The organism is Nocardia jejuensis NBRC 103114 (assembly GCF_001613145.1).
Lineage (GTDB): Bacteria > Actinomycetota > Actinomycetes > Mycobacteriales > Mycobacteriaceae > Nocardia > Nocardia jejuensis.
The window spans coordinates 36,110-56,705 of record NZ_BDBU01000022.1; the positions used below are offsets into that span (position 1 = coordinate 36,110).

At 68.6% G+C, this 20,596-nt stretch carries 17 protein-coding genes; 11 read left to right on the forward strand and 6 right to left on the reverse strand.

What is annotated here, in order from left to right; genetic code table 11:
- Positions 1-10: 10 nt before the first annotated feature.
- Genes NJ1_RS17615 through NJ1_RS17630 form a run of 4 tightly spaced genes read left to right on the forward strand, consistent with a single transcriptional unit; the run spans position 11 to position 3,814 of the window.
- Complete coding sequence (locus NJ1_RS17615; RefSeq protein WP_067695253.1) at positions 11-463, forward strand: MaoC family dehydratase; 453 nt, start codon at positions 11-13, stop codon at positions 461-463.
- A complete protein-coding gene (locus NJ1_RS17620) occupies positions 463-1,503 on the forward strand; it encodes a phosphotransferase family protein (RefSeq protein ID WP_067695257.1) in 1,041 nt (346 codons plus the stop codon). The genes NJ1_RS17615 and NJ1_RS17620 overlap by 1 nt, the downstream gene beginning before the upstream one ends.
- On the forward strand, positions 1,500-2,693 hold the full coding sequence (locus tag NJ1_RS17625; RefSeq protein ID WP_067695260.1) for an acyl-CoA dehydrogenase family protein: 1,194 nt from the start codon (positions 1,500-1,502) through the stop codon (positions 2,691-2,693). Before NJ1_RS17620 ends, NJ1_RS17625 begins: the two co-directional genes overlap by 4 nt.
- Entirely contained in the window at positions 2,690-3,814 is a 1,125-nt protein-coding gene (locus NJ1_RS17630) for an acyl-CoA dehydrogenase family protein (RefSeq protein WP_067695500.1), read from the forward strand. Before NJ1_RS17625 ends, NJ1_RS17630 begins: the two co-directional genes overlap by 4 nt.
- A 40-nt stretch (positions 3,815-3,854) precedes the next feature.
- On the opposite strand, the gene NJ1_RS17635 is transcribed toward NJ1_RS17630, so the two are convergent.
- Positions 3,855-4,421: a hypothetical protein gene (locus NJ1_RS17635; protein ID WP_067695263.1), complete on the reverse strand. Its 567-nt coding sequence runs from the start codon at positions 4,419-4,421 to the stop codon at positions 3,855-3,857.
- 191 nt (positions 4,422-4,612) lie between these two features.
- Complete coding sequence (locus NJ1_RS17640; protein WP_067695265.1) at positions 4,613-4,963, reverse strand: hypothetical protein; 351 nt, start codon at positions 4,961-4,963, stop codon at positions 4,613-4,615.
- A 99-nt stretch (positions 4,964-5,062) separates the two neighbouring features.
- On the opposite strand from NJ1_RS17640, the gene NJ1_RS17645 reads away from it, so the two are divergent.
- Together NJ1_RS17645 and NJ1_RS17650 are read left to right on the forward strand one after the other, a co-directional pair.
- Positions 5,063-6,967, forward strand: coding sequence for a DUF6301 family protein (locus NJ1_RS17645; RefSeq protein WP_067695266.1), 1,905 nt, complete (start codon positions 5,063-5,065; stop codon positions 6,965-6,967).
- A 37-nt stretch (positions 6,968-7,004) separates the two neighbouring features.
- A complete protein-coding gene (locus tag NJ1_RS17650) occupies positions 7,005-7,640 on the forward strand; it encodes a class I SAM-dependent DNA methyltransferase (protein WP_067695267.1) in 636 nt (211 codons plus the stop codon).
- Here the strand turns inward: NJ1_RS17650 and NJ1_RS17655 are convergent.
- A complete protein-coding gene (locus NJ1_RS17655; RefSeq protein WP_067695268.1) occupies positions 7,630-8,052 on the reverse strand; it encodes a winged helix-turn-helix transcriptional regulator in 423 nt (140 codons plus the stop codon). The two genes, NJ1_RS17650 and NJ1_RS17655, sit on opposite strands and share 11 nt — an antisense overlap.
- A 66-nt stretch (positions 8,053-8,118) precedes the next feature.
- Between NJ1_RS17655 and NJ1_RS17660 the strand changes: the two genes are divergently transcribed.
- The 3 genes from NJ1_RS17660 (at position 8,119) to NJ1_RS17670 (ending at position 12,366) form a co-directional block, all read left to right on the forward strand.
- Complete coding sequence (locus tag NJ1_RS17660; protein ID WP_067695270.1) at positions 8,119-9,024, forward strand: NADP-dependent oxidoreductase; 906 nt, start codon at positions 8,119-8,121, stop codon at positions 9,022-9,024.
- 138 nt (positions 9,025-9,162) lie between these two features.
- On the forward strand, positions 9,163-10,698 hold the full coding sequence (locus NJ1_RS17665; RefSeq protein ID WP_067695272.1) for an FAD-binding protein: 1,536 nt from the start codon (positions 9,163-9,165) through the stop codon (positions 10,696-10,698).
- Positions 10,699-10,773: 75 nt separating this feature from the next.
- Positions 10,774-12,366 (forward strand): phytoene desaturase family protein, encoded by a 1,593-nt coding sequence (locus NJ1_RS17670; RefSeq protein ID WP_067695274.1) that lies wholly within the window; start codon positions 10,774-10,776, stop codon positions 12,364-12,366.
- Here the strand turns inward: NJ1_RS17670 and NJ1_RS17675 are convergent.
- Together NJ1_RS17675 and NJ1_RS17680 are read right to left on the reverse strand one after the other, a co-directional pair.
- The gene (locus tag NJ1_RS17675) at positions 12,363-13,259 is read right to left on the reverse strand and encodes a LysR family transcriptional regulator (protein ID WP_067695276.1); all 897 of its coding nucleotides are present in this window, start codon (positions 13,257-13,259) and stop codon (positions 12,363-12,365) included. The two genes, NJ1_RS17670 and NJ1_RS17675, sit on opposite strands and share 4 nt — an antisense overlap.
- A gap of 77 nt (positions 13,260-13,336) precedes the next feature.
- A complete protein-coding gene (locus NJ1_RS17680) occupies positions 13,337-14,257 on the reverse strand; it encodes a LysR family transcriptional regulator (RefSeq protein ID WP_067695279.1) in 921 nt (306 codons plus the stop codon).
- 266 nt (positions 14,258-14,523) lie between these two features.
- Between NJ1_RS17680 and NJ1_RS17685 the strand changes: the two genes are divergently transcribed.
- Complete coding sequence (locus NJ1_RS17685) at positions 14,524-16,035, forward strand: threonine/serine exporter family protein (protein WP_157574062.1); 1,512 nt, start codon at positions 14,524-14,526, stop codon at positions 16,033-16,035.
- A 208-nt stretch (positions 16,036-16,243) separates the two neighbouring features.
- Positions 16,244-18,787, forward strand: a complete 2,544-nt coding sequence (locus NJ1_RS17690) for a lysylphosphatidylglycerol synthase transmembrane domain-containing protein (protein WP_245717437.1) — start codon at positions 16,244-16,246, stop codon at positions 18,785-18,787.
- 92 nt (positions 18,788-18,879) lie between these two features.
- On the opposite strand, the gene fadD5 is transcribed toward NJ1_RS17690, so the two are convergent.
- On the reverse strand, positions 18,880-20,451 hold the full coding sequence (gene fadD5, locus NJ1_RS17695; RefSeq protein ID WP_067695285.1) for a fatty-acid--CoA ligase FadD5: 1,572 nt from the start codon (positions 20,449-20,451) through the stop codon (positions 18,880-18,882).
- Positions 20,452-20,596 lie beyond the last annotated feature (145 nt).

Below are 20,596 nucleotides of genomic sequence, written 5' to 3' on the forward strand. Positions count from 1 at the left end.
ACCGTCGCGAATGAAGACATTCCAAGGACTCGCCGAATTCGAGAAGGCCGTCGGCACCCATCTGGGCCACAGCCGGTGGCACACGATCACGCAGGAGCAGATCGACATGTTCGCCGCGGCGACCGGCGATCACCAGTGGATTCACACCGATCCGGCCAGAGCAGCGGCCGGTCCCTTCGGCGCCACGATCGCGCACGGATACCTCACTCTGTCGCTGGCGCCGATGCTGGCGGGTCAGGTGTACACGGTGCGGAACCTGTCGATGGGTGTGAACTACGGCGTTGACAAGGTGCGATTTCCGGCGCCGGTGGTGGTCGGATCGCGGATACGCGCCGGAGTCGAGTTGATCTCGATATCCCCTGGCGCACTGGGATTTCGGGCGCTGAGCACGGTGACCGTGGAACTCGAGGGTTCGGCGAAGCCGGCGTGCGTCGCCGAATGCGTCGCGGTGCTGGTGCCCTGATGAGCAGCCGCCACTACGGCACGGACCTTCCCGGCCTGGATCTGCGCGACCTCACCGCCTGGCTGTCCGGCGCCCACCCGGACCTGATCGCCGGCGAGCTACGAGGACGACTCATCACCGGTGGCCGATCCAACCTGACCTACGAGATCACCGACGGATCGGTGGTGTTCGTGCTGCGCAGGCCGCCCCTGGGCCATGTGCTCAGGACCGCTCACGATATGGCCCGCGAGCATCGCGTGATCAGCGCGCTGGGCGACACCGGCGTTCCGGTGCCGGACACCTACCTGCTGTGCGTGGACGACGAGATCATCGGCGCGCCTTTCTATCTGATGGAATTCGTCGCCGGTGCGCCGTATCGCACCCGCGACGAACTCACCGCGCTCGGCCCGGACCGCACGCGCGCGATATCGACCGGGCTGATCGATACCCTCGCCGCACTGCACTCGATCGACCCCGTCTCCGTGGGTCTCGGCGATTTCGGGCGGCCGGACGGGTTTCTGGAACGTCAGGTTCGGCGCTGGAAGCAGCAACTCGACGCCTCGCACTCGCGCGAGCTGCCCGCGGCCGCCGAACTGCACCGGCTGCTGGCCGCACACCGGACAGCGGACTCCGCGCCGCGCATCGTGCACGGCGACTACCGCCTCGACAATGTGCTCATCGACGCGCGAGACCGGGTCGCCGCCGTCATCGACTGGGAGATGGCCACACTCGGCGATCCGCTCACCGACATCGGGTTGCTCGTGCTCTACCAGCGCCTCGGCGCACTCGGAATACCCGTGGCCACCGATGTGGTCACCGCACCCGGATTCCTGGGTGAGACAGCGATTCTCGAGCGCTACAGCGCACTGACCGGCCGGGACCTCACCCAGATCGGTTTCTATCTCGCACTGGCCTCGTTCAAGCTCGCGGTGATCATCGAGGGAATCCACTACCGCTACCTGCAGGGCCAGACTGTCGGGTCCGGATTCGAGTCCGTCGGCGAGGTCGTGGAGCCGCTGCTGTCGGTGGGGATCGCGGCTGTGAAGGAGATCGGGAAATGACGAATGCCGATGCGGTGCGCGAGCAGCTGCGCCGCCGCGTATCCGAGGTGCTGACCGACAACCATCCCGGGACGACGGATCCGGTCGCCTTTCACCGGGCCAGATTCGACGCGGGGCTGGCCTGGGTCCACTTTCCCGCGGGATTGGGCGGATCGGCGGCCGACCGCGAGTTGCAGCCCTTCGTCGATTCGTTGTTCGAGCAGGCCGGGGCACCCGGAAACCGGGCCGAGCTCAACGGGATCGGGCTCGGTATGGCGGCGCCGACCATCCTCGCGTGCGGCAGCCCGCAGCAGCAGGAACGGTTCCTGCGGCCGCTGTGGACCGGTGAGCAGATCTGGTGCCAGCTGTTCAGCGAACCGGGAGCCGGATCGGATCTGGCCGCGGTGAGCGCACGGGCGGTCAGGGACGGGCAGGACTGGATCGTCAACGGACAGAAGGTGTGGACCTCGGCCGCGCACGAAGCGCACCTCGCGATCCTGGTGGCGCGCACCGATCCGAGCCTGCCCAAGCACGCGGGACTGACCTATTTCATCTGCGATATGACCGATCCCGGGGTGGATGTGCGACCGCTGCGGCAGATCACCGGGGAGGCGGAGTTCAACGAGGTCTTCCTCACAGATGTGCGGATCCCGGATGCGAACCGGCTCGGGCCGGAGGGCGCGGGATGGCGGGTCGCCAACACCACCCTCAACAACGAGCGCGTCTCCATCGGCGGACGCGCTACCGCCCGCGAAGACGGGATGCTCGGCGCGGTGACCCGGACCTGGCGCAGGAACCCCGGCCGGCACACCCCCGAACTGCAGGACAGACTGCTGCGGCTCTGGGTCGACGCCGAAGCCGCGCGGCTCTCGGCCGCGCGATTGCGCCAGCGCGTCGCCACCGGCCAGCCGGGACCGGAGACCTCGGCGCTCAAACTCGCTTTCGCGCGAATCAGTCAGCAGCTGTCCGGATTCGAGCTCGAACTGCTCGGCGAGGACGGTTTGCGCTACGACGACTGGACCATGGTGCGCCCGGACCGCGTCGACTTCGCCGGGCGCGGCGCGGGCTATCGCTACCTGCGGGCCAAAGGCAACTCGATCGAAGGCGGGACCTCGGAAATCATGCGGAACATCATCTCCGAGCGAGTGCTCGGGCTGCCGATCGAACCGCGTGCGGACAAGGACGTCGCGTGGAAGGACCTGATCAGATGAGCGAGGACATCGCGCTGCTCGACACCGATACCGAAGCGGCACTGCGTGATTCGATACGGTCGCTGCTCTCCGATCGCTGCGATCCGGCGCAGGTGCTGCACGCCTACTCCGGTGACCGGACGCTGACGACGGCGCTGTGGCGCCCGATCGCGGTCGAGCTCGGGCTCGCGGGGCTGCTGATACCCGAAAGTCGAGGCGGGGCGGGCGGTTCCGCGCGCGACGCCGCGGTGGTGCTGCAGGAACTGGGGCGATATGTCGCTCCGGTGCCGTTCCTGAGCAGCAGCGTGATCGCCGCGACCGTACTGCTCGCCGGGGACTCGGACCTGGTCGGCCGGCTCGCGCTGGGCGAGATCACCGCGGCCCTGCTGGCGTCGTTCTCCGAGGTGAGCGCTGCCCGGATCCCGGTGTTGCACATCGATTCCGACGGCTCGCTGTCCGGCAGGGTCAGAAGTGTGGCGGGGGCGCTGGACTCGGATGTGCTTCTCGCGGCGGTGCGGACCGGCGCGGGCACCGAGATCCACGCCGTACCGAGTTCGCGGGCGCGGCTCGATCCGGTGATCTCCCTCGATATGACCAGGCCGCTCGCCGACGTCACACTCTCGCGCGTACCCGGCCGGGTCGTCGTGCCCGCGTCCGCCGGTGCGGCGGCATTGCGGCAGAGCCTGCGGATGGGCGCGGGTCTGCTTGCCGCCGAACAGGTGGGTGTGGCGGACTGGTGCCTGGACAACACGGTGGAGTACGTGAAGATTCGCCGCCAATTCGGGCGTGCGATCGGCGGGTTCCAGGCGCTCAAACACCGGCTCGCGGATCTGTACGTGGAGATCGAATCCGCCCGCGCCACAGCCGCATACGCTGCCGGAACCCTCGCCACGGCGGATCCCGACACCGAGGTCGCGGTCGCGGTGGCCGCCGCGCACTGCGGCGACGTCGCCGTGCACGCGGCCGAGGAGGCCGTTCAGCTCCTCGGCGGAATCGGGATGACGTGGGAGTATCCCGCGCACCTGTACCTCAAGCGGGCCAAGGCCGATCAGCTCGGGCTCGGCAGCCCGGCGCAGCACCGGTCCCGACTGGCCGAACTGATCCAGCTGCGCCTCGAGACCGTTCGCACGAGGGAATCGTGAGTGTCGAGTTCCGAGCGAGGTTCGCGCCGCACGCGTGCGGCTACTTCGCCAGGGCCCTGCCGCCGTCGGGTGCGACGGCGAACCAGGTTCCGCCCACGCCTTGGCCTTTGAGGTCACCGGGGTTCTGGTCCTTGGCGAAATAGTAGACCGGCCAGCCGCCGACGGTGATCTGGCAGGTGCCGTCCGCGCGCTCGATGAAACCGGTCCGGGTCAGGTCGATGCCCTGCACATAGAGCGTCTGGCCGCGAGTGACCAGCAGCGGCGGCCAGGTGACGGCGCAGTCGCCGGCGCAGTTGGACTTCGACGGATCGGCGGTGTCCTTGTCGAAGCGGTAGAGCGAGCGTCCGTCCTTGTCGGTGACGCGCGGGCCGACGGTCGGGTTGTTCTCCACCTTCAGCTGAACGGCATTCGCGTTCGCGGGCGCGATTCCGGCCGACATCTTCAGCCAGCCCTGATTGCGCTCGAGCACGGGCGCGGACACCCCGGGTGAGGTGGTCGGCTGTGCGGTGGCGGCAGGGTAGGCGGACAGAGCCAGGGCTCCGGTGGCGGCGAGTGCGACGGCCGCCGTGCGAAGCAGGGCGGAGATGCCGGATGCGCGATCGGTCATGGTTCGTGCCTCTCATCGGGTCGGGCTGATGAGAACGATTCTTCGGGCTCGCACCCGAATGCTCTGTCCGCGCAGCGACGTTCACTGTGTATCCGTGCCGACACAACGGCCCGATGGGTTCATGCGCCCTGTGGCCCGACACCGCCCCATGCCTGGACGTCGCTCCCCCGTGGCCCGCCGCTCTCACCCACCTATTCGGTCTGCGCCCAGGCCGCGACCGGCAGCGACAGGTAGATCCCGAAGTCCGCCAGTTCGGTTCCGCCCGCGATGAGTTCGTGCAGCAGATCGCAGCGCGCCTGGCGGTCGCGCGCCCGGCTCTCGAACCATTTGGACCGCACCTCGATCACCGCGTCCAGCCCGCTGCGGTCGAACGGGCCCAGCTGCCGGAATCGGATCTCGACGTCACCGGGCTGGAGATCCCCGTCGTAGGGTTCCTCGGGGCACCGCACCGCGAGCGAGACCGCGTGCGGAAGTTGCTCCGCCAGTTGACGAAGCGTCGACTCGGGCACGTGGGGGGCGTAGGTCACCTCGACTAGGGGCACCTCGCCAGCGTAGATCGGACCGTGGCCGGGGCGGGCCGGTGGATATCCGGCGGGTGGGAAGGTGGCGCGGCGGATCGGGTCGGCGGTTACTGTCGCTGGGTGGGTTTCGAGGTTCGTGTGGACAGCGCGGGTGCGGTCGAGATCGTCGAGGCCGCGGTGGGGTTCGGATGGACCTGGGGGGCCGGGGATATCGGGCGATTCGCCGGTCGGGTGGGGTGGACCGCACCGGAACCGGTCGGCACGATGCGCGACGGGGCGGTGTTCTCCCGCACGAAACTGCGGGTCTGGGGTGACTCGGCGATGTTCTGGGGTAGCCGCCGCGGTCTGGGCTATGTGCGAATCACCGTGTCGGACTGCCCGCCGCGGGGTGGTTTCGGCAGTGCGGACCTGCTCGCCGACGCGCTCGCGCGGGTGCGGGCCGCGTTCGCCGGGAAGTGGGGTGAGCCCGAGAACGGCGCGGGCCCCGAGGAGGGACCTGGCTGGGTCTTCCCGAATCTCGTTGCGGGACTGGCGTTCGGGGACGGCACCGTCGATCTGATGCTGGTGAATCCGGTGGAGCAGCGGTACTGGATGGACCGGCGGCACGACGCTGCGCGACGGCGGACCGCGCTGGGCGGGTGGGGACGCTTCGCGGAGGATCTGGCCGAGTATCTGGACCGGCTGCCCGCCGACGCCCGGCTCGTCGTCACCGCTCCCGGGGGGCGGTTCGTCCAGGTCAGCCTGGACGGCGCGGAGCTGCGCGGCGAGCTCAGCCGGAGCGAATTCATCGATCCCACCTGGCGATACGACGCCGAGATCGAGGAGACGCTGCTCGCGAGCGGTTGGACGGCCGCCGAGCAGTCGAACTGGTGGCGCACCATGGCGCGCGGTGCGGGTTCCGAGGCCATCAGCCGGTTCGCGGCCTGCCTGGTGGACGCGCTGCGCACGCTGAACGTGCGGGCCGGCACCGACCTGGTCGCCGATGCGTGGGTCGAAGGCGGCGAGGATCTGGATATCGCGCCGCTGGGAATCGCGCCGCATCCGACCTCGCGGTCCCAGCGCGCGGAGTTCCTGCGCGCGAACGCCCCGTACGGATTCGACAGCGGCCCGTTGCGGATCGAGGTGCCCGCGGCCATCGAGATCGCCCGTACCGCGATGAAATTCGACTGGACCTGGTCGCGCGCGGACCTGTCCCGCTTCATCGAGCAGGTCGGATGGCAGCCGGAGGGCGAGGCGGGCCGGGCGGACAAGGTGGTGTGGCTGAAGACCGAGGTGCGAGTGGACGGTCCGCGAGCCCGGTTCTGCTATGACGGTGAGCGGCTCGAGGCGATCTGCCTGACGATCAGCGACAGCATCGACTCGTACCTGTTCGACGAGGGCGTCCCGGCCGAGATCCACGAGCAGTTGACCGCCGCGTACACCAGGGCGGTGGAGGGCTTCCGGGCCGAATTCGGCATGCCCGTGCACGGAACCCTGTGGCACGCACAGGGTCCGGTGTGGACCTTCGGCGCACTCGCGCTCGGCCTGGTGATCGGCGTGGACACCGTGGAGCTGTATCTGGTCGATCCGGCCGAGCGCGCGCGACGCCTGGTGCTCGAGCAGCAGCGGACCGCGCGCCGGGCGGTCGATCGCGAATGGCGGCAGTTCTTCGACGATCTCGCGGCCGCGGCGGCCGAACTGACCGAGGGCCAGGAGCTGGTGGTCGACGCGGGCCATCGCGGTGCGGCGCACATCGTGCGTGAGGCCGAGGTGCTGCGGGTGGAGCTGGATTCCGAGGCGGGACTGGGGCTCACGCCCCGGGTGACCGTGCTCATGCTCGGAAAGGGCTGGCTGCGACCGGGGGTGGAGCGCGCGGTGTGGCGGCATCGCACCCGGACCCCCACACTTCTCCGCGACTTCCGCCGATACGTGGAGTTCGCGCTGTGGCCGCTGAGCACCCGGATGGGACCGGAAACCCTGCTGCGGGTCCGGGTGAACGGCGTGCAGCGGGTGGTTCGCACGCCGTCCACCGGCGCGGTGAGCTGAACGATCCCGAGTGCGCGGCTCGCCTAGAGTCGAAGCCATGACCGAGGTCGATGATGTGCAGGTGACGCGCCGGTCCTACGACGCGCTCGCCGAGCAGTACGAGGAAATGGCCCGGAACATCATGGCGGAGAACCCGTTCGACCGGGCCGCGCTGAGCATTTTCGCGGAGCTGGTGCACGGCGCGGAATCCGGTCCGGTGGTGGATCTCGGCTGCGGACCGGGACGGATCACCGCGCATCTGAGCGGGCTGGGTCTGGACGTCTCCGGGATCGATCTGTCTCCCGAGATGATCCGGCTGGCGCGAAAGGCCTATCCGGACTTGCGATTCGAGGAGGGAGCGATCGAATCGCTGCCGATGGGCGACGGCTCGACGGCGGCCGTGGTGGCCTGGTACTCGATCATCCACACTCCGCCGCAGCGCGTTCCCGCGGTGCTCACCGAGCTCGCCCGCACGCTGCGCGCCGGCGGGTACGCGCTTTTCGGTTTCCAGTCCGCGGTGGAGCCGGGCGTCATCGAGTACCAGCACCGGGTGGCGACCTCCTACCGCTGGAACATCGATTCCTTCGCGGACGTGCTGTCGCGGAACGGTTTCCGGGTCATCGCGCAACTGAGCCGGGAGGCGCGGCCCGACGAGCGCACCCCGCAGGCGTGGGTGCTGGCCGTCAAGAACTGATCGGTTCCGGTTCCCGGGCCATGCGTTCGTCGAATTCGGCTCGGGCAGTGGTGATCTCGTCCGCGTTGCGCACGGCCCACTGCCCCATGGCATGGGTGATCCGGCCCAGGTCCTGCCCGAGCGGTGTTAGCGAATACTCCACGCGCGGTGGCACTGTCGGGTAGACCGAGCGCCGCACCAGCCCTTCGCGTTCGAGGTCGCGCAGGGTCCGCGTCAGCATCTTCTGGGTGATGCCGTCCATCCGGCGGCGCAGTTCGTTGAACCGGATCGGGCCTTCGCCCGAGCGCAGCACGCCCAGCACCAGCAGCACCCATTTGTCCGCCAGGACCGCCAGCACATCGCGCGCCGGGCATCTGGTCAGATAACTGTCGACCAGATTGCCGGATTCTTCGAGCTCGGAGACAGTATCCATCAGGTACCTCGGGATCGAACAAGTGCCTTCTTCCCCTTGGATACTATCCGTCGAAGAATCGTGAGCGTGAAAGCGATCAGTCAGAAGACCCTCGGTGGACCGGATGTGCTCGAGACGGTGGAGGTTCCGGCTCCGCGCCCCGGCACGGGTGAGGTGCTGGTGCGGGTGGCCGCCACCTCGGTGAACGCCGCCGACTGGAAACTGCGAGCGGGCGTGGTCGACAAGCTCGGCCCGCCCCCGTTCACGCTGGGCCTGGACGTCTCGGGCACGGTCACCGAGGTCGGCGCGGACGTGACCCGGTTCCGGGTCGGGGACGAGGTCTACGGCATGGTGCTGAGCCGCTCGGGCGCCTACGCCGAATACACCGCCGCGCCCGCGGATTTCCTGGATCACAAACCCTCGTCCATCGATCACGTCCACGCCGCCGCCCTGCCGACCGCCGCCCTCACCGCGGTGCAGGCCCTGCGCGAGGTGCGCGCGGGCCAGCGGGTGCTGGTGCACGCGGCCGCGGGCGGTGTCGGGCATCTGGCGGTGCAGGCAGCGAAGGCGCGCGGCGCGTACGTGCTCGGCACCGCCCGCGCGGTCAACCACGATTTCCTGCGCGCGCTCGGCATCGACGAGGTGATCGATTACACGACAACCGATTTCACCACTGTCGCCACCGATCTGGATGTGGTGTTCGATCTGGTCGGCGGCGAGTACGGCCCGCGTTCGCTGTCGGTGCTGCGCCCGAACGGCCGCCTGATCGACGCGCAGCGCGAGGACGCGCTCACAGATCCGCGTTTCCATCGCCATTTCGTCACACCCTCGGGCGAGGGCCTGCGGGAGGTCTCGGAACTGGTGCGACGCGGACAGCTGCGGGTGCACATCGAGCGGGTGCTGCCGATGGCCGACGCCGCCGCGGCGCTCGACCTCAGCGAATCGGGCCGGGTGCGCGGCAAGATCGTGCTGATCCCGTGGGACGCCGCCTGAGCGACCGGCGGCGATCACCGCCCCGGAAACTCGGCGATGTGTTTTGTTCGGCGATGTGCTTTCCTGACCACCGGGACACGTGGACTCGGCATCGGATTTCCGGGTTAGCGTCGGACCGGGACGAGTTCAGGAGTGGCAGTGACGGACTGGAACGAAGAAGTCGATGTGCTGGTCGCGGGGTCCGGCGGCGGGCTGGCCGGGGCGTATACGGCCGCGCGTGAGGGCCTGAGCGTCGCGGTGGTCGAGGCCACCGAGAAATTCGGCGGGACCACGTCCTATTCCGGCGGCGGTGGCATGTGGTTCCCCTGCAATCCGGTACTGCGGCGAGCCGGGGTCGACGACACGTTCGAGGACGCGCTCACCTACTTCCGGGCGGTGGTCGGGGACCGTACGCCCGCACCGATGCAGGAGACCTATGTGCGCAACGGCGCGAAGGTCATCGAGTATCTCGAACAGGACGACGCCTTCCTCTTCCAGACGTTCCCCTGGCCCGACTACTTCGGCAAAGCCCCCAAGGCGCGGCTGGACGGCAACCGCCACATCATTCCCAAACCGCTGAAGGCAGCGAAGCTCGGTGACCTGAGCGAGTCGGTGCGCGGCCCGCTGGGCACCGACCGGAACGGGGAGCCGCAGCCGGACTATCTGGTCGGCGGACGGGCCCTGATCGGCCGGTTCCTGCTCGCACTCACCAAGTACCCCAACGTATCTCTGCACCTGAACTCCGCGCTGGTGGAACTGGTCGTGCGGGACGGCGCGGTGCTGGGTGCGATCGTGGAGCGCGACGGGGCGCGGGTGGCGATCCGCGCGCGCAAGGGAGTTCTGCTGGCGGCCGGGGGTTTCGAGGGCAACGCCGAGATGCGCGAGCGCTACGCAGTTCCCGGTGAGGCGCGGGACACCATGGGGCCCTGGGGAAACCAGGGCCGCGCGCACGAGGCGGGGATCGCCGCCGGCGCGGACACCGATCTGATGGATCAGGCCTGGTGGTCCCCCGGCCTGATCCATCCGGACGGGCGCGCGGCGTTCGCGCTCTGGTTCACCGGCGGCATCTTCGTGAATCAGGCCGGGGAACGGTTCGTGAACGAGTCCGCCGCGTACGACCGGCTCGGCCGCGGCATCATCGAGGCGATCCAGGCCGGGACGGTCGCCCTCCCGTTCTGGATGATCTACGACGACGCCGAGGGCGCGGTACCGCCGATCAAGGCCAGCAATGTGCCGATGCGCGACGCACAGGAGTACGTGCGAGCGGGCCTGTGGCACACCGCCGACACCCTCGAGGAGCTCGCGGCGAAGATCGGCGTGCACGCCGAGACGCTCGTCGCGACGGTGGCCCGTTTCAACAAGCAGGCCGAGGCGGGCGTGGACGAGGACTACGGGCGCGGCGACGAGGCGTACGACCGGGCCTTCTCCCAGGGCGAGTCGCCGCTGACGCCGATCGCGCGGGGTCCGTTCCACGCCGCCGCGTTCGGCATCTCCGATCTGGGCACCAAGGGCGGGCTGCGCACCGACACCGCCGCGCGGGTGCTCACCGAATCCGGCGAACCGATCCCGGGCCTGTACGCCGCGGGCAACACCATGGCCGCGGTCAGCGGCACCGTGTACCCCGGCGGCGGCAATCCGATCGGCGCCTCGGTGCTGTTCAGCCATCTGGCGGCACTGGATATGACCACCCGCTGACACCGGCTCCGGGCAAGCCGGACATGTTCTCTGGCTATCGCCGAACGCCTGCCCGACCTGGCCTAGAGTCGCACCATGGGTGCCGTTGAAGGTGGACGGGTGACGTCGTCGGGTGGGCCCGCGCACGGGTCGTATGACGTGGTGGTGGTCGGCGGCGGTCACAACGGACTGGTGGCCGCGGCGTATCTGGCCCGGGCCGGGCGTTCGGTGCTGGTCGTGGAGCGCAACAGCCACACCGGCGGTGCGGCCGTGTCGGAGAAGGTGTTCGAGGGCGTCGACGCGCGGCTGTCGCGGTACTCGTACCTGGTGAGCCTGCTACCGGATCGGATCGTGCGAGATCTGGGACTGCGCTTCGCGACTCGGCGTCGCCGGATCTCCTCCTACACCCCGGTCGGGGACGGGGGACTGCTGGTGGACGGCGGATCCGAGTCCGGCACCCGGGAGAGCTTCGTGCGCGTGACCGGCTCGGATCGCGATTTCCGGGCCTGGCAGAGCTTCTACGGCACCACCGCGCGCCTGGCCGAACGGGTGTTCCCGACGCTGACCGAGCCGCTGCCCACGCGCACCGAATTGGAGGCCGTGGTCGACGATTCCGCGGCCTGGGAAGCCATCTTCGAACGGCCACTCGGGGTTTCGGTCGAGGAGGCCTTCACCGACGACACCGTGCGCGGCATCGTGCTCACCGACGCGCTGATCGGCACCTTCACCCACGCCCACGATCCGACCCTGCTGCAGAATCGCTGCTTCCTCTATCACGTCATCGGCGGCGGCACCGGCGACTGGAACGTGCCGATCGGCGGCATGGGCGCGCTGACCGACGCCCTGCTGAGGTCGGCCCGGCACGCCGGCGCGGCGGTGGTGACCGACTGCACCATCACCGGAATCGAGACCGACGGCGACACAGCACAACTCGCGTACGACAGCACGCGCTGCGGCACCGGCACGGTGACCGCTCGCCACGTGCTGGTCAACGCGGCCCCCTACGAGCTGGCCCGCATGATGGGCGAGGAGCGGACGAAACCCGAAGGCGCGCAGCTGAAGATCAATATGCTGCTGCGGCACCTGCCCACACTCCGGGATCGCTCGGTGGATTCGCGCACCGCGTTCGCCGGAACCTTTCACATCGGCGAATCGGCGACCCAGCTCGATCAGGCGTACCGGGAGGCTGCCGCCGGGCGGATTCCCGCCGCACCGCCCTCGGAGATCTACTGTCACACCCTGACCGATCCGTCCATCCTGTCCATGGACCTGCAGGAACAGGGTATGCACACCTTGACCCTGTTCGGATTGCACACCCCGGCACGGCTTTTCGCCGACGATCCGCTGGAGGTCAAGCAGAAGCTGGTGGATGCCACACTGGCGCAATTGGATTCGGTGCTGGCCGAGCCGATCAGCGACTGCTTGGCCTACGACGCCAACGGGCGCCCGTGCCTGGAGGCGCGCACCCCGGTGGAGCTCGAGGCCGAGATCGGGCTCCCGGGCGGTCATATCTTCCACGCGGACCTGGCTTTTCCGTATCGCAAGGGCGAGGGCGAGGATCCGGGCACCCGCTGGGGAGTGGCGACCGGGCACCGCAATATCTTCCTGTGCGGGGCGGGCGCGGTCCGCGGTGGCGGCGTCAGCGGGATCGGCGGGCACAATGCCGCCATGGCGGTGCTCGAGAGCTAGGCGGCCGCGCAGACCCGCACGCAGCACGCGATGAAATCACGGACCAGCGGATTGCCCTCCGACGTCGCGGGCCAGGCCACCGCGACCCGGCTGGGGCCGATGCCACGCACCGGGCGATAGACGACGCCGGGGCGCGGGTAGTACCGCGCCGAGGATTCGGGGGTGAAGCTGATGCCGAACCCGTTGGCGATGGCGGTGAGCCACTCGTCGGTATTGCGGGCGATCGCGCCGATCACCGCGGTATCGGCCGGTCGGGCATCGAGCCCGATCCAGAAGTCGCGCCACCAGCCGTTTTCCGGTGGCGCGGCGACGAACGGCTCGGTCCACAGTTCCCGGAACTCGAGCTCGGACGAGGTCGCCAGCGGATGCGCGGCGGGGAGCGCCAGCCATCTGTCCTCGGCGAAAAGAGCTGTGGTGCGGAAGTTTTCGTGGCCGGGGAACGGCAGGCGCACCAGCGCCGCGTCCACATCGCCGTCCGCGAGTCCGGCGCTCGGATCGGTCCACCCGGTCTGGCGCATGTCGACCCGCCAGCCGGGATGATCACGCCGGAACGCCGAGACGATCTCGGGGGTGAATTCGTTTGCGGCACTGGCGATGAAGCCGACCCGCAATACCTTGGCGGCCCGGCTGGCGCCGCTCTTGGTTTCGCGCAGCATCCGATCCCAGCCCGCCAGCAGGATCGGCGCGTGTTCGGCGAAGACACGGCCGGGTTCGGTCAAACTCATCCCGGTGCGGGAGCGGGCGAACAATTCCACGCCGAGCTGTTGTTCGAGTTGTTTGATCTGTTTCGTCAGAGCGGGCTGGGAGATATAGAGACGACGCGCGGCCCGGGTGAGATGCCCCTCCTCGGCGACGGCCACGAAATACCGCAGCAGCCGGGTATCCATATCCATTCGCACAGGTTAAGAACGCGGGGTTCGCGGGTGCGCACCGGGGCCGGTGAGCCTGTGTGACACCGATATTCACCCCCTCAGGAAGTGCGGCGTCCGTCGGTGCCCTGGTGCCCGATGATATCGGTGCAGCACCGAATGAAGTAGCGCACAACGGGATCGGCCTCGGAGGCGTCCGGCCACACCAGTGCGACGCGGGTGGGCCCGATGCCCTGCACCGGCCGGAACACCACGCCCGGATGGGCATTGACGCGAGCGGTCGAGACGGGCGTGAAGCTGACCCCGTACCCGGCGGCGATGGCGCGCAACCACTCCTCGGTGTTGCGGGCCATGGCCCCGATGATGGCGGTATCGGCGGGGCGCGAGTCCAGCCCCATCCAATAGTCGCGCCACCAGCCGGTTTCCGCCGGTGAGGCGACATAGGGCTCGTCCCACAGTTCACGGAACGCGATGTCGTCGCGTCCGGCCAGCGGATGGTCCTCGGGCAGCGCGATCCAGCGGGGCTCGGTGAACATCTCCCGCACGTGGTAGTCGCCCATGCCGGGGAACGGCAGCCGCAGCAGCGCGACGTCCACATCGCCCTCGTCCAGCCCGGCGGTGGGTTCGGTCCAGCCGCCCTGGTGGACGTCGACCTGCCAGTCCGGGTGCAAACGGTGGAAGACCTGGATGATCTCGGGGATGTACCCGTCGGCGGCGCTGTTCACGCAGCCCAGCCGCAGCATGCGCGAGGCCCGGCTGGCATCGCTCTTGGTATCGCGCAGGATTCGGTCCCAATTGGCCAGCAGCGTGGGGACCTGTGCGGCGAGCACCTTTCCGGCGGCGGTCAGGGTCCAGCCCGCGCGCGAGCGAATGAACAGTTCCACACCGAGGAGCTGTTCGAGCTGTTTTATCTGGGTGGCCAGCGCGGGCTGGGCGACGTGCAGTCGCTGCGCCGCCCGCTGCGGGCTCTCGGTATCGGCGACCGCCAGGAAGTAACGCAGCAGTCGCGTATCGATATCCATGTCTTCCAGATTATGGATGACGCTACCGATAGGTATACCCGGCTTCGCCCGGTGGGACGTCACACAATTTCCGAACAGAAGAATGCTGGAAGCTATCCACCATTCCCGTCACAGTTCACATTCTTGACCGAACGGGCATAACCGAAGCCGCGACGGAACCGAACGCATGGCCGATCTCACGTTAGGGTCTGATTGCCACAAAGTTGCTGTTTCGGTAGACCGGAAGCGTTCCCCGAGGTTGACAGCCGAAGCGATGCGGAGGCGAATTGGACACGGCAGCACGGCAGCCCCGGCCGCGACCTCGTCACGCGGCCGCCGCGACGCCGCCCGGCACTCGCCTCACCGGCATGGCCCGGCGCGCGAGCGGAGTGTTCGACGACTGGCTGGTGCGGCGGGTGGTGAAACGCTCCGGGGCGCACGAACGCCACGATCCGCCGCCGCCCGACGAACCGCCGATCCCGACGGATCTGCTCACCCTGCTGCGTCTGCTCGGCGTCATGCTCATCGGCTCGGGTGAGACCACCGATCGCGTGCAGGACCTGCTCGGCGACACCGCACACCGGTACGGCGTCGCCGAGGTCCAGTTCTTCGTGCTGCCCACGGGTGTGTTCGTGCGCGTGCAGGATTCGCGCGGCTCGGCGGTGGATCTGCAGGAGACCTCCAACGACATCCTGCGGCTGGATCAGATCGCCCGGGTCTATCGGGTGCTCGACGATATGAAGCATCACCTGCCGCCCCCGGCCGAGGTCACGGCGCGACTCGAAGAGATCCTCGCCGCGAAGCGGCCCACGGCGGTCTGGCTCATGCTGCTGGGCAATGTGGTCCTCACGCTGGGCCTGGGGCTGATCCTGAACCCGACGGTGCACGCGCTGGCCGGCTACGTGGTGCTCGGCCTGGTGGTGCAGCTGCTGATCATGCTGGCGGACCGGGTGCCGCTGCTGTCGCTCGCGCTGCCGGTCACCGCGGGCACGGTGGTGACCCTGCTGGCCTTCGGTTTTCCGCACGCGCTCGGTGGCGGGCAGCCCTCACAGCTGCTGATCCCCGCGGTCGCCGCCCTGCTGCCGGGCATGATGCTGACCAACGGCGCGATCGAACTGGCGACCGGCTCGATGGTCGCGGGCTCGGCGCGGACCGTCGCCGGGCTGAACAAGCTGCTGCTGCTCGCCTTCGGCATCTACATCGGATTGCAGTTGCTCGGACCGCGACCGCCGGACATTCCGGCGACCTCGCTGGGCTGGTGGGCCCCGATCCTCGGCGTACTGCTCATCGGGATCGGGCATTCGTGGCGCTCGAGCGCACCACCGAAATCGGTCTGGTGGCTGCTGCTGGTGCTCTACGTGACCTTCGCGGCCCAACAGCTCGGCATCCGGGCCGGCGGGGCGCTGCTGGGCGCGTTCCTCGGCGGGCTGGTCGCGGTGCCGACCGCGTATCTGGTGCAGCGCAATCGGAACGCCCCGCCCACCCAGGTCGCGTTCCTGCCCGCGTTCTGGATGCTGGTGCCCGGCGGGATGGGTCTGACGGCGGTCTCGGACCTGGTCAACAGCTCGGGTGGGAACGGACTTCAGGTGCTGCTCAACGTATTGCTGTCGGTGCTGGCCATCGCGCTGGGCGTGCTGGTGGGCTCGGGCCTGATCAATACCCGCGCGCGGGGCTCGGCCTCGCTGATGGACTGGTTGCTGCCGCCCTCGCAGCGCATGCCCGCCACCACCTCGGCCGATCGGGTGCCCACGGCCGATCCGCCCGCGCCCGTGCCGGAGAAACCCGACGAGACGGCCTGAGCCCGAAACCTGCCGTTCCCAGCGAAAAAGTACTCAAAACAGACACGCCGGACACCCGTCGGAGACGGGCTCGTCCCACTTCGTCGGCCGGACGGGTTACGGTAACGAGCGTGGTGAGAGCACGGTGACCCCGTTTCGAGCCGCGAACGCACACCGAGCCGACCATGGGACCGCAGCCGTTCCCACGATCCGAAAGCGCGTATAGGACATGCGAGTCGACGGGCGGGAGATTCCCGTCTCCGGCAGCCTGCTGCAGCCGCGGATCCGCCGGACGAATGACATCTTGCGCGTCGTGCTGTCCGCGATACTGGTGGCCGTCATCATCACCGGTTCGCTCATCACGCGGCCGCAGTGGGAAAACCTGGAAAGCTCGGTCTCCGGCATCGTCGGATTCCTGACGCCGGAACAGTCCAATCTGGTCTACATCCTCTACGGCATCGCGATCCTGGCGCTGCCCTTCGCGGTCTTCGTGCGCCTGGTGTGGGGACGACAGTGGAAGCTGCTGGGCGGCTACCTGTCCGCGGGTCTGATCGCGGGACTGCTGTTCTCCATCACCGGCACCGGATTCACCGCGCCCCGCTGGCATCTGTCCGAAGCGCAGCAGGTCAACACGTTCCTGTCGCAGTTCCTGGACGATCCGCGCTGGATCGCCATGCTGGCTGCCACCCTGACCGTGGCGAGTCCGTGGCTGCCCAAGCGCGGCCGGCGCTGGTGGTGGACGCTGCTGCTGGCGTTCGTGCCGATCCACCTGGTGGTGAGCCTCGTGGTTCCGGCCCGGGCCCTGCTGGGTCTGGGCGTGGGCTGGCTGGTGGGTGCGGTCATCGTGCTGGTGGTCGGCACGCCCGCGCTGGAGGTGCCGCTGGAGGCGGCGGTGCGCGTGCTCGCACAGCGCGGGTATCGGGTCACCGCGTTCAAGGTGCTGCGCCCCGGCGGCCATGGGCCGCTGGTGCTTTCGGCGGCGACCACACTCGAGACCGCCTCCACCGAACCGCGCCCCACCACCGCCGCCGCGGGCTCGGGTACGGATGACGGAGCCGCCGATACCGCTGTGCCCGAACCGATGTCGCTGGTCAAGACCGGTGATCTGCCGGTCTCGGTGCTGCACACACCCGGCGGGCAGGTCATCGAGATCGCGCCGCCCGCCGATGAATTGATCGTCGAACTGTACGGACAGAATCAGCGCAGCCGCGGCGCGCTCAGACAGTTGCGCCGCTGGCTCACTGTGCGCAGCAGTGAGCACGTGGCGCTTTTCTCGTCCATGCGGCGCGCGGTGGAGCATCGTGCGCTGATGGGTTTCGCCATCGCCGATCTCGGGCTGGCCAGCACCAAACCGCTCACGGTCGCGGCCCTGGATCGCGACTGGATGCTGTACGCGCACACCATCAGATCGGGCAAGTCGCTGTCCTCCTCGGACGGTGAGCAGACCCTGGCCATGGTGTGGCAGGCCCTGCAGATCATGCATCAGGCCCAGATCTCACACGGCGATCTGCGGGCCGAGGAAATCCGGATCAATGACGGCGCGGTCCAGTTCGCCGGCTTCACCTATGCCGAATTCGGCGCCTACGACGTACGTTTCGATTCCGATGTGGCGCAGTTGCTGCTGTCCTCCGCGGCGCTGTTCGGCGGGGAGATCGCGGTGCGCACCGCGATCGAGGTCCTGGGCAAGGACCCGGTGCTGCAGGGCTCGCGCCGATTGAGCAGAGCCGCCCTGCCCGTGCACGTGCGCAAATCCATCGAGGATTCGGGCGACCTGATGAAAGCGGTCCGCGCCGAGGTCGCCGAGCAGACCGGCGAGGACAAGATCGAGGCCGCGCAGATCACCCGGTTCTCGCGCAACCAGATCATCCAGCTGGTCCTGCTGATCGGCCTGGTGTACGTGGCGTATCCGTACATCAGCGCGGTGCCGACGTTCACTTCCGAACTGAGCAAGGTGAATTCGTGGTGGGCGATCCTCGGGTTCACGGTCTCGGCGCTGACCTATGTCGGTGCGGCGATGGCCCTGTGGGCGTGCGCGTCCGAGGCCGTGAACTTCCGAAACCTGCTGCTCATGCAGGTGGCGAACACCTTCGCGGCCACCACCACGCCGGCTGGTGTCGGCGGGCTGGCGCTGAGCGTGCGATTCCTGCAGAAGGGCGGTCTGGGCGCGGTGCGCGCCACCGCGGCGGTGGCGCTGCAGCAGACCGTGCAGGTGGTCACGCACCTGGTGCTGCTACTGATATTCAGTGTGGCGGCGGGTGTTTCGACGAACCTGTCGCATTTCGTCCCGAGCGCCACGGTGCTGTACCTGGTGGCGGGCGCGCTGCTGGGCGCGCTCGGCGTCTCCATCCTGATTCCTACGGTGCGGCGCTGGCTGAGCAACGAGGTGCGCCCGCAGCTGACCGAGGTGCTCGCGCAGCTCAAGGATCTCGCCCGGCGGCCGACGCGGCTGGCCATGATCGTCGGCGGTTGCGCCACCACGACGCTCGGCATGGCGCTGGCGCTGTGGGCGAGCATCGAGGCCTTCGGCGGGAGTACGACTTTCGTGACGGTCACCATCGTGACCATGATCGGCGGCACCCTCGCCTCGGCCGCGCCGACGCCCGGTGGTGTGGGCGCCGTGGAGGCCGCGCTCATCGGCGGTCTGGCCGCCTTCGGCGTGCCCGCCTCCATCGCGGTGCCCTCGGTGCTGCTCTACCGGGTGCTGACCTGCTGGCTGCCGGTGTTCTGCGGCTGGCCCATCATGCGCTGGCTGACCAAGAAAGACATGATCTAGACGGCACTTCGCGCCCGCTGCGGGCACACACAGCGGGCGCGAAATCAGCGGGTACCTACCCCCGCGTCATCTGATACCGATCCGAACCGGCATCAAGCCGAGAACTCCTTGCGCAGTGCGACTTTCACGACCTTGCCGCTGGCGTTGCGCGGCAGTTCGGTCACCAGCACCAGTTCCTTGGGGTGCTTGTAGCGCGCCAGCGACTCGTTCAGGAACGGAGTCAGCTCCTCGAGGGTGAGCTCCTGCACGCCCGGAACCAGCGCGAGGACCGCGACCGGCACCTCGCCCCACTTCTCGTGCGCGCGGCCGATGACCGCGGCCTCGTGGATCTTCGGATGCGCGAAGAGCACGTTCTCCACCTCGGCGCAGTAGATGTTCTCGCCGCCGGAGATGATCATGTCCTTCTTGCGGTCCACCACGTAGACGAAGCCCTCCTCGTCCTGGCGAACCAGGTCCCCGGAGTGGAACCAGCCGCCGTGGAAGGCTTCCGCGGTCGCCTCGGGACGATTCCAGTAGCCGGACATCATGGTCGGGCCGCGGTAGACGATCTCGCCGATCTCCCCGGGGGCGACGTCGTTCATCTCGTCGTCCACGACGCGGACCTGGATGGTCGGGATGGGCTTGCCGACCGAGCCGAGCTTGCGCAGCGCGTCCTTGCCCTCGAGCACACAGGTGATCGGTGACATCTCGGTCTGACCGAACACCGCGACGTTCTGCGCCTCGGGGAAGCTGTCGGCCATGGCCCGCAGGACCGAGTCCGAGGCCGGGGCTGCACCCCAGCACAGCATCTTCAACGCCAGCTTGCGCTGGGTGACCGTGGGCTCCTCGCAGATCAGCTGCCACTGCACGGGCACACAGAACGCGGTGGTGGCCTGCTCGGCCTCCACGGCGTCGAGCCATTCGGTGGCGTCGAACGCACCGAGCGGATGCAGCACCGTCTTGCCGCCGAGCAGGAAATACGGTGTGAGACTGCCCAATCCGGCGATGTGGAACAGCGGGGAGGTGCAGAAGCCCACCGAGTCCGGGGTGATGTCCATGGCGCGGAAGGCGGTGATGCCCTGGGAATTCATGTTCGCGTGCGAGAGTACCGCGCCCTTGGGGGTGCCGGTGGTGCCCGAGGTGTACATGATCAGACAGGGGGTGTCTTCCGGAATGTCCAGCGGCGCATGGGGTTCGCCCACCTCGGCCAGGAAGTCGTCGTAGCCGATCACCGTGTCGTCACTCGACCCGTTGATCACCACGCAGGTCCGCAGATCCGGCGCCTGCGCGAGCATGGCGCTCGCCAGCGGCGCCAGCACGCTGTCGGTCACGATGGCCTTCGCGCCGCTGTCGGCCACGATGAACGCGACCTCCGGCGGGGTGAGCCGGAAGTTCACCGGCACCGCGATCGCGCCGAGCGCGTTGATGCCGATGACGGCCTCGATGTACTCGGTGTAGTTCAGGGCCAGCAGCAGCACACGATCGCCGAACCCGACCCCTCGACGGGCCAGCGCGTCCGCGAACTGCTCCGAGCGTTGGTGCAGCGCCCGCCATGTGGTGTCCACGCCCTTGCATCGGAAGGCGACGTGGTCCGGTCGCATCACCGCGTGGGTGGCGATCTGATTCACCCAGTGATTGCGCCGCGACCGGATCGGCTCGTCGAGCAGCTGCATACCGACGGTCACACGAACTCCCTTCGCACCCTGTCGCCTGGTCCTCCGACCGGCTCTTCCGGCGGCATCGACGGCAGGGTCTCAGGTGAGAATAGCAACTAACTTTTTGGCGTGACAAGGGTTACAGAGAAGGTTCTACCCTGAATTTATCAGTCAT